This window comes from Nocardioides lianchengensis, from assembly GCF_900101465.1.
Taxonomy (GTDB): Bacteria; Actinomycetota; Actinomycetes; order Propionibacteriales; family Nocardioidaceae; genus Nocardioides; species Nocardioides lianchengensis.
On the sequence record NZ_FMZM01000008.1, the window covers coordinates 149,053 to 164,198 of the forward strand.

Genomic DNA, 15,146 nt, shown 5'->3' on the forward strand with positions numbered 1-15,146 from the left:
CGACGGGTCGAGGACCCGACCTCAGCCCTGGTAGGCCTTGAGGTCGGGGTTCTCCTCGTAGATCTCGTCGATGAGAGAGGTGTCGAACAGGTCCTCGACCGAGACCTCCCAGCCGGCCGCGGCCAGCGACTCGACGGTCTGCGACTGCAGCTCGTCGGTGATGGTGAACAGGCCGTTGGCCTCGGTGTCCGGCGTCGAGATCAGCAGCTTCGAGGCCTCCAGGCCCATGCCGGTCTTCTTCGGGTCGAGCGCACCGAAGACCGACTCGAGGCCCTCGGCGTTGTCGGAGGCGGCCTCGTTGTAGTACTTCGTGATCAGGTCGACCGTCGCGTCGGTCGGCTGCTGGAAGACGTCGCTCCAGCCCTTGATCTCGGCCGTGAGGAAGGCCTTCACCTTGTCGCGGTCCTCAGCCAGGGTCTGGTCGGTGACCGTGAACGTCTCGGCGACGTACGGGACGCCGTTCTCGGCGTACGGCAGGTTGGTGATCTCGTAGCCGGCCAGCTCGACGGTCAGCGCCTCGTTGGTCAGGTAGGCCATGAAGCCGTCGACGTCCTTGTTCATCAGCGGCGTCGGGTCGAAGTCGACCGGCACGACCTCGACGTCCTTCTCGTCGATGTCGTTGGCGGCCAGGATGGCGCGGAAGACGTTGGCGTTGGAGTCCTGCACGCCGATCTTCTTGCCGACCAGGTCCTGCGGCGTCGCGATGTCGGCGCCGTCCTTCAGCGACAGGATCGTGAAGGGGTTCTTCTGGAAGGTCGCGCCGACGATCTTCAGCGGCGCCTCCTCCTCGGCGATCGCGGCGCCGACCGAGGCGGCGTCGTTGATCGCCACGTCGACGGTGCCGCTGAGCAGCTTGGCGACGCCGGTGTCGGGGCCCGAGATCCCGTTCACCGCGTCGAAGCCGGCCTCGTCGTAGTAGCCGTTCTCGTAGGCGTAGAACTCGCCGCTGAACTCCTCGTTCTTGATCCAGGAGTACTGCACGTCGATCTCGCCGTACGACGCGTCGCCGCCGCCGTCGCCACCGGCGTCGGTGGAGGAGGAGTCGTCGCTGCCGCAGCCGGCGAGGGCGAGGACCGCGACGAGCGACACGGCGCTCGCGGCGATGGTGGAGCGCCGGGCCGACAGGCGGCGGGCGCGCGGAAGTGCTGCCATTTCTTGGGGTCCCTCCCAGGAGAGCGTGTCTCGGGTGCGCCGCACGCTAGCCAGGCTGCGTTTCGTGTTCTGACACGTTCGTTTCACCGGTGTAACGATGTTGCGGCGCGCCCGCCCCTCACCCTGTCGGAGCCGTCACATAGAGCTTGCGCAGCGTCTCGGTCACGGTCCACACCGTCCGGTCCCCGGCCCGCAGGCGTACGACGACGCCCGGCGCCAGCGTGAGCACCGACCCGTCCTCGAAGGCCACGGTCCCGGCGCCGGCCAGCACCACGAACACCTCGTCGGCCTCGGTGTCGCGGTCCTCGCCCGGCGCCATCTCCCACAGCCCGATCCCGGCGCCGCCGAGGTCGGCGAGCTCGGCCAGCCCGAAGCCGGGGCGGAGCGGGTCGAGGTCGTGGGTGCGGGCGTCGGTGCTGAGGATCCGGGTCACGCGCCGACCCTAGTGGCCGGCGCCGGCGATCGTCTGGGCCGCCGTCGCGAGGTCCTCGACGCCGCGGGTGAGCACCTCGGGGCGGTCGGTGGTGAGGTCGAGGTGGAACCCGTAGAGCGCCGAGTCGACCAGGGTGATGATCCGGGCCACCCGCTCGCGCGGGGCGCCGCAGCGCACGAGGTACTCCTGCAGCGCCTGCGCCCACCGCTCGTTGCCGGCGCGGGCGCTGGACAGGTAGGGCTCCTGTCCGATCAGCCCGCTCGCCGCGGCCTGGCAGTAGAGGTCGAGGCAGGCCTTGAACGGCGGCCCCTGGTAGGCCGCCCACAGCGCGAGCACGCCCCGTCGTACGTCGGCCTCCGCGGGCAGGGCGTGCACCGCGGCGGTCGAGCGCTCGGTGCTGCGCGCGACGACGGCCGAGACCAGCGCGTCCCGGCTCTCGAAGTGGTAGATGAGCATCCGGTCGCTGGTCCCGATCGCCGCGGCCACGGGACGCAGGGTCAGGCCGATCAGCCCGTGCTCGTAGACGTAGTCGGTGACCTGCTCGAGCAGCTCCTCGCGACGGTCCATCCTCCGAGCGTAGCGAGTGCTACAGTCGAGGCGCATGTAGCGAGTGCTACATCGCGTGTCGACGAAGGAGAGACCCGTGCTGGCCGCCGTCCTGCTCGCCGTGGCGATCGTCCTGGAGGTCGCCTCGAGCGCCCTGCTGCCCCGGGCCCAGGGCTTCACCCATCTCGGCTGGACCGCCGTCGTGCTGCTCGGCTACACGAGCGCGATCTGGCTGCTCACCGTCGTCGTCAAGACGGTGCCGGTCTCCGTCGCCTACGCCATCTGGGCCGGCGCCGGCACCGCGCTGGTCGCCGTGGTCGGCTGGGCCTTCCTCGGCGAGCCGCTCGGCTGGCTCAAGGCCGCGTCGATCGTGCTGATCGTGGCCGGCGTCGTCGGCCTCAACGTCACCGGCGCCCACTGACCCCCACGCGTCAGCCGACCGCCTTCGCGGCGGCGCGGCCCGCCGTACGGCCCGAGAAGAGGCAGCCGCCGAGGAACGTGCCTTCGAGCGCGTTGTAGCCCATCATCCCGCCGCCGCCGAAGCCGTTGACCTCACCGGCCGCGTAGAGCCCCGGGAACGGCGTACCGTCCGCGCGCAGGCAGCGCCCGTCGAGATCGGTCTCCAGCCCGCCGAGCGTCTTGCGCGACAGGATGTTCAATCGTACGGCGATCAGCGGGCCGGCCTTCGGGTCCAGGATCTTGTGCGGCGTCGCCACCCGGATCAGCTTGTCGCCGCGGTAGGTCCGCGCCCCGCGGAGCGCGGTGATCTGGGCGTCCTTGGTGTAGGCGTTGTCGATCTCGCGGTCGCGCCGCTCGATCAGCTCGCGCAGCTCGGGCTCGGAGATCGTCGCGCCCTCGCCGACCTCGTTCATGCCCCGCACCAGCTCGCTGAGCGAGTCGGCCACCACGAAGTCCTCGCCGTGCTGCTTGAACGCCTCGACCGGGCCCGGAGCGCCCTTCTTGACCCGCGAGAGCAGCAGCTTGATGTCGCGACCGGTCAGGTCGGGGTTCTGCTCGGAGCCCGAGAGCGCGAACTCCTTCTCGATGATCTTCTGGGTCAGCACGAACCACGAGTAGTCGTGCCCGGTGCTCCGCAGGTGGGCGAGGGTGCCGAGGGTGTCGAACCCCGGGAAGTACGGCGCGGGCAACCGCTTGCCGGTCGCGTCCAGCCACAGCGACGAGGGCCCGGGCAGGATCCGGATGCCGTGGTTCTCCCAGATCGAGTTCCAGTTGCGGATGCCCTCGACGTAGTGCCACATCCGGTCGGGGTTGATGACGTTCGCCCCGGCGTCCTGGGTGATGCCGAGCATCCGCCCGTCGACGTGGGCGGGCACGCCCGACACCATCGTCCGCGGCGGCGTGCCGAGCCGCGCCGGCCAGGCCTTGCGGACCAGATCGTGGTTCCCACCGATGCCGCCACTGGTGACGATCACCGCCTGGCCGTGGATCTCGAAGGCCGCCACCTCGGTCCGGGAGCTGGCGACGCCGCGGTCGACGGAGGTCGGCTCCAGCACCTGTCCCTCGACGCCGACGCAGACGCCGTCGGTCACGATCAGCCCGTCGACGCGGTGCCGGAAGGCGAAGGTGATCCGACCGGTCGCGACGTGCTCGCGGACCCGTCGCTCGAACGGCTCGACCACCCCGGGACCGGTGCCCCAGGTGATGTGGAAGCGCGGGACCGAGTTGCCGTGGCCGTCCGCGCGGCCGTCACCGCGCTCGGCCCAGCCCACGACCGGGAAGATCCGGTGACCCATCTCGCGCAGCCAGGACCGCTTCTCGCCGGCCGCGAAGTCGACGTACGCCTCGGCCCACGCGCGCGGCCACCGGTCCTCCTCGCGGTCGAACTGGGCGCTCCCGAGCCAGTCCTGCCAGGCCAGCTCGTGGGAGTCCTTGACGCCCATCCGGCGCTGCTCGGGGCTGTCGACCAGGAACAGGCCGCCCAGCGACCAGAACGCCTGCCCGCCGAGCGACTGCTCGCCCTCCTGGTCGACCAGCACCACCGACCGGCCCGCGTCGGCGGCCTCCGCAGCAGCGACCAGACCGGCCAGGCCGGCACCCACGACGACGACATCCACCTGTTGAGTCACGCCGCGCATCCTCCGGTGACCCGGGTCACGGGTCAAGCAGGCCCCGAGAGCAGGCCCAGGCACGCGGTGGCCGCAGCACTGCCGTCGGCCCGGATGATCGCCTCGGCCAGCGCGTCCAGCCGGGCCCGTACGGCGGGGGTGTCTCCCGGGTCCGGCGCGCTCTCGGCCAGCAGGTCGTCGAGGTCGGCCATCAGCGGCGACTCCGCGAGCCGGCGGATGCAGCGCCAGGTGTGCTCGAAGCTGCGGGGGCGGCCGTCGGGAGCGAGCATCGCGGTCCGCAGCGCGTCCTGCGGGTGGCTCGCGGCCGCCCGCGCGAGCCCGGCCAGCATCGCCTCGCGGGCGACGGTGACCTGCTCGGGTGGCCGCTCGGACAGCCCCTCGGCGAGCCCGCTCCCCCCGCCGGTCGCCGGGACGTCGGGATCGCGCACCAGGGCCCCCACCCCGTGCCGGACCTCGATCCGGCCGCGGGTCTCCAACGAGGCCAGGGCCCGCGACAGGGTCGCTCGACTGACGCCGAGGTCGGCCGCCAGCTGGCGCTCCGACGGCAGCCGGTCGCCACCCACCAGGCCCTGCGCCTCGATGAAGTCGGAGATGTGCGCGGCGAGGCTCTCGTAGAGCCGCTCCCGGCGCATCGGCGGCAGGCTCCTGGCGGACTCCGGCGTCATGCGGGGATCCTAGGCCGGAAGTGGCTGGGTTGCCAGGTGGCTCAGCCACTGACATGATCGAGAAGTCCTCATGACGTGGGTCACATTCTCGGACCCCTCCTCTGACGAACGGATTCCCGTGTCCCACGAGATCATCTCGCTGATCGTCCTCGCGGTCGTGTTCCTGGTCGCCACCGTGCGTGGCGTCAACATGGGCGCCCTGGCCCTGGTGGCCTCCTTCGTGGTCGGCCTCTCCGTCTACGACCTCGAGGTCGACGACGTGCTGGCCGGCTTCCCGAGCGACCTGTTCGTGATCCTGGTCGGCGTCACCTACCTCTTCGCGCTGGCCAAGAACAACGGCACCGTCGACTGGATCGTGCACGGCGCGGTCCGCGCGGTCGGGGGCCGGGTCGCGCTGGTCCCGTGGGCGATGTTCCTGGTCTGCGCGGCGGTCACCGCGATCGGCGCGGTCAGCCCGGCCGCGGTCGCCATCGTGGCGCCGGTGGCGATGGGCTTCGCGCTGCGCTACGAGATCAACCCGCTGATGATGGGGATGATGGTCGTCCAGGGCGCGACGGCCGGCTCCTTCTCCCCCATCGGCATCTTCGGCAGCATCACCAACGGCGTCGTCGAGCGCAACGACCTCCCCGGCAACCAGCTCTTCCTCTTCTGCACGACGTTCCTGGCGGCCACGATCATCGCCACCGTCGCCTACCTCGCCTTCGGCGGCCGCCAGCTGATCGCCCGGGGCCGCGAGGACGCCCGGGTCGCCGCGATGGGCACCGAGGCCGAGGCGGCGAGCTTCCGGGCCACCCACGCCGGCGGCTCCAGCACGCCGCACTCCGCGGTCGAGGCCTCCCGCTCGGTCACGGCCGACGACGACGCCGCCGACCCGACCCGGCTCACCCCGCAGCGGATCGTCACCCTGCTCGGGCTCGCCGCCCTGATGGTCGGCGCGCTCGTCTTCGACCTCGACGTCGGCTTCACCGCGCTGACCATCGCCGTCACCCTGACCCTGGTCTTCCCGACCTCCGCCAAGGGCGCCGTCGAGAAGATCAGCTGGGGCACCGTGCTGCTCATCGGCGGCATCGTCACCTACGTCAACCTGCTCCAGAACGAGGGCGTGGTGACCTGGCTCGGCGACCGCGTGGCCGAGGTCGGCGCACCGCTCGTCGCGGCCCTGCTGATCTGCCTGATCGGCGCCGTGGTCTCCGCTTTCGCCTCCACCACCGGCATCATCGGGGCGCTCATCCCGCTGGCCGTGCCGTTCCTGCTGACCGACCAGGTCAACGCCATCGCCCTGATCGCCGCGCTGGCCATCTCCAGCTCGGTGGTCGACTGCAGCCCGTTCTCCACCAACGGCGCCCTCGTGGTGGCCAACGCCGACGCGACCGACCGCGAGCTGGTCTTCAAGCGGCTCATGCAGTGGGGCATGTCGATCGTGGTCATCGCCCCGCTCGTCGCCTGGGGCCTGATGGTGGTCCCGAGCGCCTAGCCCTCGGAGAGGTCGGCCACCACGCGGCGCAGGTCGCCGCCGTGGCCGACCTCGACCGTCGGCGTGGGCCCGTCCGGGTCGAGCAGGTGACCCGGACGGGCCAGCCGCACGGTGGCGATCCCGGCCTCCAGCGCTCCGCGTACGTCGCGCGCCGACGCCGCGACGTGCACGAGCCGGGCGGGCGCGACGGCGGTGACGGCCGACCGGTAGATCTCAGGCGCGGGCTTGTAGGCGCCCAGCCGCTGCGAGGTCAGCACCCGCTCGGGGTCCACCAGCTGGTAGGCCCGGGAGCGACGGACCAGCGCGTCGTCGACGTTCGAGAGGATCCCCACCTCGGCGAGCGTCGCGACCGCCTGCAGCGCCGCCTCCGCATCCGGCCACAGCGGCCAGTCCGCGACGGACTCCTCCAGCAGCGCGAGGTCGTCGTCGACCAGGCCCAGCGGGTGGCCGAGCTCGTCGTACGCCCGGGCCAGGGCCTCGCGCGACACGTCGTGGAAGGTCGTGGGCGGGCGCGCGGTCCGCTGCAGCGCCTTGTTGTGCCGGTCCCAGCGGTCGTAGAGCGCGGTGCCGTCCTGCTCCCAGCCGCGCTCGGCGGCGAGCCGGCCCAGGAGCGCGGCCGCTCCCGTGCGGCTGTCCGTCAGCGCGCTGAACAGGTCGAACGTGACCACGAGGTTCGTCTCCGAGACAGTCATGCCGTCGATCGTCGCATCTTCAACCACGACACGCCGTCAGACATCCGATGTCCCACCGTTCGGCCCGGTCACGTGCGAGAACATCTCCGGGACGAGGGAGGTGAGCGGGACGAACACTCGGGTTCGGGCGGACGGGCCGCGCTCGCTGCTGCTCGCAGCGGTGCTGGCGCTGGCCGTCGTGCACGTCGTCCGACCGGTCGAGATCCCCTCCGACGTCACCTACCTGGCCGTGATCGGCCCGGCCAGCCTGCTCGCCTGGCTGGGCGTACGACGGGCGCCGGCCGGTGCCCGAGGCGTCCCCGCCCTGATCGCCGCGGGCGTCACCTCGAGCACCCTGGGCGAGATCGTCTACTTCGGCTACGAGACCCGGCGGCAGACGCCGGAGGCCTCGTGGGCCGACCCGTTCTTCGTCGCCGCCTACGTCTTCCTCGGGATCGCGCTGCTGCTCACCCTGGTCCGCGGCCAGCGCGAGGCGGGCCTGGACGCGCTGGTCGACGCACTCACCGTGCTGGTGGTCTCCGGGCTGCTGGTCTGGAACCTCACCATCGACACCCTGGTCTCGGACGACTCCTACTCGCCGCCGGTGCGCGCGGTGCTCGCGACGTACCCCGCCCTCGACGCCGTGCTGCTCGCGCTGGTGGCTCGCGTGCTCGCCGACCGTCGTACCCGCTCGGCCGTGAGCAGCTGGCTGGCCGCGGGCGTGACGTGCTGGCTGGTCTCCGACCTCGGCTACCTGGTCCTGGTGCGCGACGGCGCGGTCTCCCGGCTGCTCGACGCCGGCTGGATGATCGGCAGCGCGCTGCTGGCGGCGGCCGCCCTGACGCCCGCCCGCGCGCTCCCCGAGCCGGCCCCGGTCGTGTCCAGCCGCGCCGCGATGCTGCGCCGGCTCGCCGTCGCCGTGCTCCCGCTGCTCGTCCCGCCGCTCCTGCTCGCGCTCGATGCGGCCCGCGACGTCCCCCTCGACCCCACGGCGCAGCTGGTCGGGCTCACGGTGCTGCTCGCCCTGGGCTTCGTGCGCACCGCGCGGCTGCTGGAGTCGGAGCGCCGCGCCCAGGTCGAGCTCGTGGGCGCGCGCGACGCCGCGCTCGAGGCGTCCCGGGCGAAGTCGGAGTTCCTGGCCACCGTGAGCCACGAGATCCGGACGCCGATGAACGGCGTCATCGGCCTCACCGGGCTGCTGCTCGACACCGAGCTGGACAGCCGACAGCGGGCCTACGCCGCCGGCGTGAAGGGGGCCGGGACGCAGTTGCTGGCCACGATCAACGACATCCTGGACTTCTCCAAGGCCGAGGCGGGCCGCCTTGAGCTCGAGTCGGTCGACTTCGACCTCGGCCAGCTCGTGGAGCAGGCCACCGGGCTGGCCGCGCAGGCCGGCCGACGCGACGACGTCGAGCTGCTCGCCTACTGCGCGCCCGACGTGCCGTCGGCCCTCCACGGCGATCCCGTGCGGCTCCAGCAGGTGCTGCTGAACCTGGTCGGCAACGCCGTGAAGTTCACGGAGCACGGCGAGGTCGTGGTGTCGGTCCACCGCGTGGACGAGACCCTGCGCTTCGAGGTGCGCGACACCGGCATCGGCATCGCCGCGGCCGACCAGGCCCGCCTGTTCGAGCCGTTCTCGCAGGCCGATTCCTCCACCACCCGGCGCTACGGTGGCACCGGCCTCGGGCTGGCCATCGCCCGTCGCCTGGTCGCCGCGATGGGCGGCGAGCTCGGCCTCACCAGCACACCCCGGGTCGGCAGCACCTTCTGGTTCACCGTCCCGCTCGTGCGCGCGCACGCACCGGTGGAGGTCCTCCCGGTCGACGCCGACCGGCTCGCCGGCGCCCGGGTGCTGGTCGTCGACGACAACGAGACCAACCGGCAGATCCTGGTCGAGCAGGCGCGCGCCTGGGGCATGATCGCCATCGCCGTGCCCGGCGGCGTCGAGGCGCTCCAGGCCCTCGACGAGGCGGCCCGGGCCGGCGAGCTGATCGAGGTCGCCGTCGTCGATCTCTGCATGCCGGTGATGGACGGCCTCGAGCTCGCGACCCGGATCAGCGAGCGCCGGGCGCCGCGGCCGGGCATCGTGCTGCTGACCTCAGGCCCCGAGGTCCCGGCCACCGTGGCGGCAGCGGCCGGGGTCGAGGCTCGGCTCACCAAGCCCGCCTCGCTCCCCCGACTGCGCGACGCGCTGCTCCAGGTGGTCGAGGCCCGCGAGGCGACGGAGCCGCCCGAGCCGGCGCCCCGCTCCCGCGGCCACGTGCTCGTCGTCGAGGACAACGACGTCAACCAGGTGGTCGCCGTCGGCATCCTGGCCACGCTCGGCTTCACCGCCGACGTCGCGGAGGACGGCCGGGCGGCCCTCGACCGGCTGCGCACGACGTCGTACGACGCGGTGCTGATGGACTGCCAGATGCCCGAGCTCGACGGGTACGACGCCACCCGCGCGCTGCGGGTGATCGAGGGCCTGGGTCGTCATACCCCGGTCGTGGCGCTGACCGCCAGCGCGGTGCAGGGCGAGCGCGAGCGCTGCCTGGAGGCCGGCATGGACGACTACCTGGCCAAGCCGATCACGCCCGCGGACGTCGACGCGGTGCTGACCCGCTGGGTGCCGGCCTCAGCCTGAGGCCGCCGCGCCGTCCGCCCGCGCGAGCGGCAGCACGAACGCGAAGGTGCTGCCCGCGCCCGGGGTGGCGCTCACCCAGATCGAGCCGCCCATCAGGGTCACCAGCTGCTTGCAGATCGCCAGGCCCAGGCCGGTGCCGCCGTAGCGTCGGCTGACCGACTGGTCGCCCTGGCTGAACGACTCGAAGAGCCGGCCCTGCTGCGCCTCGGTCAGGCCGATGCCGGTGTCCTCGACCCGGAACAGCACCTTGGTCGCGGCCGGGGTCCGCTCGGCCACCTCCACCCGCACGTGGACGCTGCCCTCGTCGGTGAACTTCACCGCGTTGCTGAGCAGGTTGGTGAGCACCTGGGCGATCCGCTCGGGATCGCCGGTCAGCGGACGGGACAGCGTCGGGTCGACGTCGACGGCCAGTGACAGGCCCTTCTCCTCCGCCGCGGGCCGGGCCAGCGCGACGACGTCGAGGACGACGGCCGGCAGGTCCAGCGCGACGTCGTACACGGTGGCCTTGCCGGCCTCGATGGCCGAGAAGTCGAGGAGCTCGTTGACCAGGCGCAGCAGCCGCTGGCCGGAGCGGAGCATGGTGTCGGCCAGCGGGACCTGGTCGTCGTCGAGCTCGCTGTCGACCAGCAGCTCGGCGGTCGCCAGCACGGCGGTGAGCGGGGTCCGGATCTCGTGGCTGACGTTGGCCAGGAACATCGACTTCGCGTCACTGGCCTGCTCCGCGCGCACCCGCGTCTCGTGCAGCTCGCGCTGCATGCGGTTGCGCTCCGTGACGTTCTCGGCGATGCCGTAGACCCCGACCAGCCGGTCGTCGACGATGATCGGGAGACCGGTCACGTGGAGCTCCACGTCGGTCCCGGTGCGGGTCCGGATCACGGTCTCCAGCTGCTGGGCGTCCCGACCGAGGACCCGCTCGAAGGCCTCCGCGACCGGCTCGAGGTGCTCGGGCCGCAGGATGTCGGCGAAGAACATCCCCTGCAGCTGCGCCTCGGTGTAGCCGCTGACCCGCTCGGCGGCGGTGTTGGCGGCCGTGAACCGACCGTCGAGGTCGAGCGAGAACACCGCGCTGGGGTGGTGGTCGAAGAGCGAGCGGTAGCGCTCGCTGGTCTCGGCGAGGATCCGCTGGGCGTCGTCGAGACGCCCGTCCGGGTGGGTCTCCGCGCGCCGCGACCAGAGGTACGACGCCACGAGGTGCGCCGTGGCCGAGGCGGCCAGCGCGACGACGGCGGTGGTGCTGCGCTGCCCGATCATGGCCGTCACGCTCTCACAACCGGCGGCGCCGTCGGGCGCTCAGCGCCACAAGTCACGGTGCAGCTGCAGCTCCGTCCGCAATGCGGGCGGAACAGGCAGGCCGTGCTCCTCCAGCGCACCGGTGAAGTCCTCGAGCGCGGCCAGCAGGTCGCGGTGCGCCCGGGTCAGCTCGTCGCGGTGGCCACGGCCGGTCCGCCGCTCCGCGACCTGCCGCCGGGCCTCGTGGAGTCGGTGGTCGAGGTGCGCGAGCGACTGCGGGATGCCCGTCCGGGACCCCTCGTCGGGCGACGCCGCCATGACGCCCACCTTCCGTTCCTGCCCTCGGCGGCCCGGTCGGGCCGCGCCTGGCAGGCGTGGTTGCCGCCACGGTACCGCCCATCCGGGGACGGCGGGCGGCTCTGCCGAGAAGCGTCAGGCGGCCCGGCGGCGACGCAGCGGGAGCAGGTGGGTCTTGCCCTCGCGCTGGGCGACCATCAGCGTCGCCTCGCGGTCGTACGACGCGGCCAGCTCGGCGACGTAGTCGTCCTGACCCGACTCGATGGCCAGGTTGATGGCGCTGACGTACGACGAGTGCAGCACGTCCAGGTCGTGGACGAGGGTGGCGGTGGGGGTGCTCATGGCATCTCTCCTGGGGTTGGGTGAGGGGGTTTCCCTCACCTGGTAGATCGTCCGGAGCCGCCCGTTCGTTCCCCTGTCGGGCCCGGTGTGAGCAAGGTCTACCGGTGGACTTGATCGGCGTCACACGAGCGGCCACGATCACGGGATGAGGATCACCGGCGCCGTCCTGGAGGAGATCGGGCTGGAGCGGCCGTACGCCGTCTCGCAGCCGCTCAAGGTCCGTGAGCTGGAGCTGGCCGAGCCGGGCCCGGGCGAGCTGCTCGTCCGGGTCGAGGTGGCCGGGCTCTGCCACTCCGACCTGTCCGTGGTCAACGGGGACCGGGTGCGTCCGGTGCCGATGCTGCTCGGCCACGAGGCGGCCGGGATCGTCGAGGCGGTCGGGCCGGGCGGCTCCGACCTGGGCGTCGGCCAGCGGGTGGTGATGACCTTCCTGCCCCGCTGCGGCGACTGTGCCGGCTGCCGCACCGACGGCGTCCGGCCCTGCGTCCCGGGCTCGGCGGCGAACGGTGCCGGCACCCTCCTCGGCGGCGACGTCCGGCTGAGCGGCGACGCCGGCCCGGTCCTGCACCACCTCGGGGTCTCGGCCTTCGCGAGCCACGCGGTCGTGGACCGGCGCTCCGTCGTACCGGTGGCGGACGACGTGCCTGCCGACGTGGCCGCGCTGCTCGGCTGCGCCGTGCTCACCGGCGGCGGCGCGCTCCTCAACGCCGCGCCTCCCGCCCCCGGTTCGACGGTGACCGTGGTCGGGCTCGGCGGGGTCGGGATGGCCGCGCTGCTGACCGCCCTCGCGCTCGATGTCGAGGTGGTCGCGGTCGACACGGTGCCGGAGAAGCTGGCCATCGCGACCCGGCTCGGCGCCGTACGCACCGCCCACCCCGACGAGGTCGGCGACCCGGACCTGCTCGGCGACGTCGTGGTCGAGGCGGCCGGCAGCGCCCGCGCGTTCGAGACCGCCGTCGCCCTCACCGCTGCGGGCGGTACGACGGTGACCGTCGGCCTCCCCCATCCCGACGCGCGGGCCAGCGTCTCCCCGCTCGGCTTGGTCGCCGAGGGCCGCACCATCGTCGGCAGCTACCTCGGCAGCGCCGTCCCGAGCCGCGACATCCCCCGCTTCGCGGAACTGTGGCGCGCCGGCCGGCTGCCCGTCGAGGAGCTGGTCTCCTCGACCATCCCGCTCGCCGACATCAACACCGCCCTCGACGTGCTCTCCGACGGCGCCGCCCTGCGGCAGCTGGTGGTCTTCGGATAGTGCCGGGAGCGGGAGCTCAGACCCGGAAGCGGGCGACCGCCCCGCGCAGGTCGGTGGCCATCCGGGCCAGCTCGTCGACGACCAGCTGGGTCTGCGCGAGCGCCTGGGTGGTGGTGTCGGCCGCCTCGGCGACGCCGGTGATGTTGGCGGCGATCTCGTCGGTGCCGGTCGAGGCCCCGGCGACGTTGCGCGACATCTCGTTGGTCGTCGCGGTCTGCTCCTCGACCGCGGACGCGATGGTGCTCTGGTAGTCGTTGATCGCCTCGATCACCCCGCTGATCTGGCCGATCGCCTCGACCGCGCCCCCGGTGTCGGCCTGGATCGCCTCGACCCGGCGCGAGATGTCCTCCGTCGCCCGAGCGGTCTCCTGGGCCAGCTCCTTGACCTCGCCGGCCACGACCGCGAAGCCCTTGCCGGCCGCTCCCGCACGGGCCGCCTCGATGGTCGCGTTCAGCGCCAGCAGGTTGGTCTGCTCCGCGATCGAGGTGATCACCTTGACCACGTTCCCGATCTCCTCGCTGGAGGCACCGAGCTTGGCGACCGAGGCGTTCGTGGTCTCGACGATCGCGACGCCCTGGGCGGCGACCCGCGACGCCTCCGCGGCCGAGCCGGAGATCTCGCGGATCGAGGCCCCCATCTCCTCGGCGCCGGCGGCGACGGTGCGGACGTTCAGCGAGACCTCCTCGGCGGCACCGGCCACCACGCCGGCCTGCACGCTGGTCTCCTCCGCACCGGCCGAGATCTGCTGGGCGGACGCGGAGAGCTCCTCCGACGAGGCGGCCAGGGTCTCCGAGGACCCGACGACGGTGGCCATCAGCTCGCGCAGGCGGCCGATCGCCTCGTCCAGGCTGGCGGCCATCCGGCCGACCTCGTCCCGGCTGCTGATCCCGGACGTCCGCGTCAGATCACCTTCAGCCAGCGACTCCGAGACCGCCTGCACCCGGCGCAGGTTCCCGGCGACGATCCGGGCGATCACCAGGCCGACGGCGAGGCCCAGCGCGACACCGAGCACCAGGACGGCCACCGCGACCTTCCGGGCGTGCTCGTACCACGACTCCGCCTCCGCCGCGGCCGCCTCGGCGTCGCGGGTCACGTCGTCGCCCAGCTCGTGCAGCTCCTCGACGGCGGCGGCGAAGTGCTCGTTGCCGGCGTTCGCGCTCACCCAGGCGTCGGTGCGGTGCGCGAGCGCGAGCGGGGCGGTGTGCTGCTCGTCGTACGCCAGGCCGGCCTCGACGTCCGTGCGCACCTGGTCGAGGAGCTCGTCCGCCTCCGCCGAGGAGTGTGCGTCCTCGAGCGCGGCGAGGTCCTCCTCGACGCTCGCCCGCAGCGCGGGGACCCGGTCGAGCGCCTCCTGGGCCGAGGCCGGGTCGGAGGCCAGCGCGGCGTCGCGCATCGCCAGACCCATGTCCTTGACGTCGGTGACGATCCGGGTGGTCGTGGTCGAGCTGAGCACGTGGTGGCGGTACATGTCCTGCGTGCCCGACGACGCCCGCGCCAGGTCGACCAGGCCGAGGACCCCGATCGCCGCCGCGACCAGGGCCACCACGCCGATGGCGGAGAGGATCTTGGTCGCGATCCCGCGGTCGAGGAACCAGCGCAGGGCGGCGGGAGAGGTGCTCGTCACACGGGCGTCATCGGCCGGTCCGGTCCCGACCTGAGGCCCCCAGACCCGTGCGCGGTGCTCCTGGCCCGGTCGCGGCCTGCGAGGTCGTCTAGATTCGAGGACATGTCCCAGGTCATCGTCATCGGCGCCCACGGCAAGATCGCCCTGCTCGCGCAGCGGCTGCTCAGCGACGGGGGCCACACCGTCACCGGGGTGGTGCGCAACCCCGAGCACGTCGCCGACGTGGAGGCGAGCGGCGCGGCCGCGGTGGTGGCCGACGTCGAGAACCTCGACACCGACGCGCTGGCCGGGCTCGTGGCCGACCAGGACGTCGTCGTCTGGTCCGCCGGGGCGGGCGGCGGCAACCCGTCGCGGACCTACGCCGTCGACCGCGACGCCGCGATCCGGACGGTCGACGCGAGCGCGCGGGCCGGCGTGCCGCGGTTCGTGATGGTGTCCTACTTCGGCGCCGGACCCGACCACGGCGTCGCGCCCGACCACTTCTTCTTCCCGTACGCCGACGCGAAGACCGCCGCCGACGCGTACGTCGAGCAGTCGCCGCTCGCCTGGACGATCCTGCGTCCGAGCACCCTCACGCTGGAGCCCGCCGGCGGCATCGCCACCTCCGACACCGTCGAGAAGCAGGTCTCGCGGGCCACCGTCGCCGAGGTGATCGCCGCGGTCGTGGACTCCCCCGACACCACCGCGGGTCGGATCCTCCGGTTCAACGACGGCGACGAGGACGTCCGGGCCGTCGTCGGCGGCTGAGGC

Annotated in this window: 15 protein-coding genes; 5 read left to right on the plus strand and 10 right to left on the minus strand. The window is 72.9% G+C overall.

Features of this window, described 5'->3' with window-relative positions:
- Positions 1-21: 21 nt before the first annotated feature.
- From BLT76_RS15615 to BLT76_RS15625, 3 genes are all read right to left on the minus strand, one after another.
- A complete protein-coding gene (locus BLT76_RS15615; protein WP_090858000.1) occupies positions 22-1,152 on the minus strand; it encodes an ABC transporter substrate-binding protein in 1,131 nt (376 codons plus the stop codon).
- A gap of 118 nt (positions 1,153-1,270) precedes the next feature.
- Positions 1,271-1,585, minus strand: a complete 315-nt coding sequence (locus tag BLT76_RS26385) for a cupin domain-containing protein (protein ID WP_244509429.1) — start codon at positions 1,583-1,585, stop codon at positions 1,271-1,273.
- Between the two features lie 9 nt (positions 1,586-1,594).
- A complete protein-coding gene (locus BLT76_RS15625) occupies positions 1,595-2,152 on the minus strand; it encodes a TetR family transcriptional regulator (protein WP_090858003.1) in 558 nt (185 codons plus the stop codon).
- Between the two features lie 76 nt (positions 2,153-2,228).
- Between BLT76_RS15625 and BLT76_RS15630 the strand changes: the two genes are divergently transcribed.
- Positions 2,229-2,552 (plus strand): DMT family transporter, encoded by a 324-nt coding sequence (locus tag BLT76_RS15630; protein WP_211752995.1) that lies wholly within the window; start codon positions 2,229-2,231, stop codon positions 2,550-2,552.
- Positions 2,553-2,562: 10 nt separating this feature from the next.
- Here BLT76_RS15630 and BLT76_RS15635 read toward each other — a convergent pair whose 3' ends face one another.
- Together BLT76_RS15635 and BLT76_RS15640 are read right to left on the minus strand one after the other, a co-directional pair.
- The gene (locus tag BLT76_RS15635; protein WP_244509430.1) at positions 2,563-4,218 is read right to left on the minus strand and encodes an FAD-binding dehydrogenase; all 1,656 of its coding nucleotides are present in this window, start codon (positions 4,216-4,218) and stop codon (positions 2,563-2,565) included.
- Positions 4,219-4,250: 32 nt separating this feature from the next.
- Positions 4,251-4,883: a FadR/GntR family transcriptional regulator gene (locus tag BLT76_RS15640; protein ID WP_090858009.1), complete on the minus strand. Its 633-nt coding sequence runs from the start codon at positions 4,881-4,883 to the stop codon at positions 4,251-4,253.
- A 118-nt stretch (positions 4,884-5,001) separates the two neighbouring features.
- Between BLT76_RS15640 and BLT76_RS15645 the strand changes: the two genes are divergently transcribed.
- Positions 5,002-6,357, plus strand: a complete 1,356-nt coding sequence (locus BLT76_RS15645) for an SLC13 family permease (RefSeq protein WP_170867087.1) — start codon at positions 5,002-5,004, stop codon at positions 6,355-6,357.
- Here BLT76_RS15645 and BLT76_RS15650 read toward each other — a convergent pair.
- Complete coding sequence (locus BLT76_RS15650; RefSeq protein WP_090858015.1) at positions 6,354-7,049, minus strand: HAD family hydrolase; 696 nt, start codon at positions 7,047-7,049, stop codon at positions 6,354-6,356. The genes BLT76_RS15645 and BLT76_RS15650 overlap by 4 nt on opposite strands.
- A 100-nt stretch (positions 7,050-7,149) precedes the next feature.
- Between BLT76_RS15650 and BLT76_RS15655 the strand changes: the two genes are divergently transcribed.
- Positions 7,150-9,654 (plus strand): hybrid sensor histidine kinase/response regulator, encoded by a 2,505-nt coding sequence (locus BLT76_RS15655; RefSeq protein WP_170867088.1) that lies wholly within the window; start codon positions 7,150-7,152, stop codon positions 9,652-9,654.
- Here BLT76_RS15655 and BLT76_RS15660 read toward each other — a convergent pair.
- From BLT76_RS15660 to BLT76_RS15670, 3 genes are all read right to left on the minus strand, one after another.
- Complete coding sequence (locus BLT76_RS15660; RefSeq protein ID WP_139175561.1) at positions 9,646-10,905, minus strand: sensor histidine kinase; 1,260 nt, start codon at positions 10,903-10,905, stop codon at positions 9,646-9,648. The two genes, BLT76_RS15655 and BLT76_RS15660, sit on opposite strands and share 9 nt — an antisense overlap.
- Positions 10,906-10,944: 39 nt before the next feature.
- A complete protein-coding gene (locus BLT76_RS15665; protein ID WP_139175564.1) occupies positions 10,945-11,202 on the minus strand; it encodes a hypothetical protein in 258 nt (85 codons plus the stop codon).
- A gap of 114 nt (positions 11,203-11,316) precedes the next feature.
- Entirely contained in the window at positions 11,317-11,523 is a 207-nt protein-coding gene (locus tag BLT76_RS15670; RefSeq protein ID WP_090858027.1) for a hypothetical protein, read from the minus strand.
- Between the two features lie 145 nt (positions 11,524-11,668).
- Here BLT76_RS15670 and BLT76_RS15675 point away from each other — a divergent pair, with 145 nt between their 5' ends.
- Complete coding sequence (locus BLT76_RS15675) at positions 11,669-12,772, plus strand: alcohol dehydrogenase catalytic domain-containing protein (RefSeq protein ID WP_090858030.1); 1,104 nt, start codon at positions 11,669-11,671, stop codon at positions 12,770-12,772.
- A gap of 16 nt (positions 12,773-12,788) precedes the next feature.
- On the opposite strand, the gene BLT76_RS15680 is transcribed toward BLT76_RS15675, so the two are convergent.
- Positions 12,789-14,396 carry a methyl-accepting chemotaxis protein gene (locus BLT76_RS15680; RefSeq protein WP_090858033.1) on the minus strand — a complete coding sequence of 536 codons (1,608 nt, stop codon included), beginning with the start codon at positions 14,394-14,396 and terminating at the stop codon, positions 12,789-12,791.
- A 102-nt stretch (positions 14,397-14,498) separates the two neighbouring features.
- On the opposite strand from BLT76_RS15680, the gene BLT76_RS15685 reads away from it, so the two are divergent.
- Entirely contained in the window at positions 14,499-15,143 is a 645-nt protein-coding gene (locus BLT76_RS15685; RefSeq protein ID WP_090858036.1) for an SDR family oxidoreductase, read from the plus strand.
- Positions 15,144-15,146: the final 3 nt, after the last annotated feature.

Coding starts and splice junctions, on each gene's coding strand:
- BLT76_RS15670 (WP_090858027.1), bottom strand. CDS start 11,523: ATGAGCACCCCCACCGCCACCCTCGTCCACGACCTGGACGTGCTGCAC.
- BLT76_RS15640 (WP_090858009.1), bottom strand. CDS start 4,883: ATGACGCCGGAGTCCGCCAGGAGCCTGCCGCCGATGCGCCGGGAGCGG.
- BLT76_RS15675 (WP_090858030.1), top strand. CDS start 11,669: ATGAGGATCACCGGCGCCGTCCTGGAGGAGATCGGGCTGGAGCGGCCG.
- BLT76_RS15660 (WP_139175561.1), bottom strand. CDS start 10,905: ATGATCGGGCAGCGCAGCACCACCGCCGTCGTCGCGCTGGCCGCCTCG.
- BLT76_RS15685 (WP_090858036.1), top strand. CDS start 14,499: ATGTCCCAGGTCATCGTCATCGGCGCCCACGGCAAGATCGCCCTGCTC.
- BLT76_RS15615 (WP_090858000.1), bottom strand. CDS start 1,152: ATGGCAGCACTTCCGCGCGCCCGCCGCCTGTCGGCCCGGCGCTCCACC.
- BLT76_RS15625 (WP_090858003.1), bottom strand. CDS start 2,152: ATGGACCGTCGCGAGGAGCTGCTCGAGCAGGTCACCGACTACGTCTAC.
- BLT76_RS15650 (WP_090858015.1), bottom strand. CDS start 7,049: ATGACTGTCTCGGAGACGAACCTCGTGGTCACGTTCGACCTGTTCAGC.
- BLT76_RS15665 (WP_139175564.1), bottom strand. CDS start 11,202: ATGGCGGCGTCGCCCGACGAGGGGTCCCGGACGGGCATCCCGCAGTCG.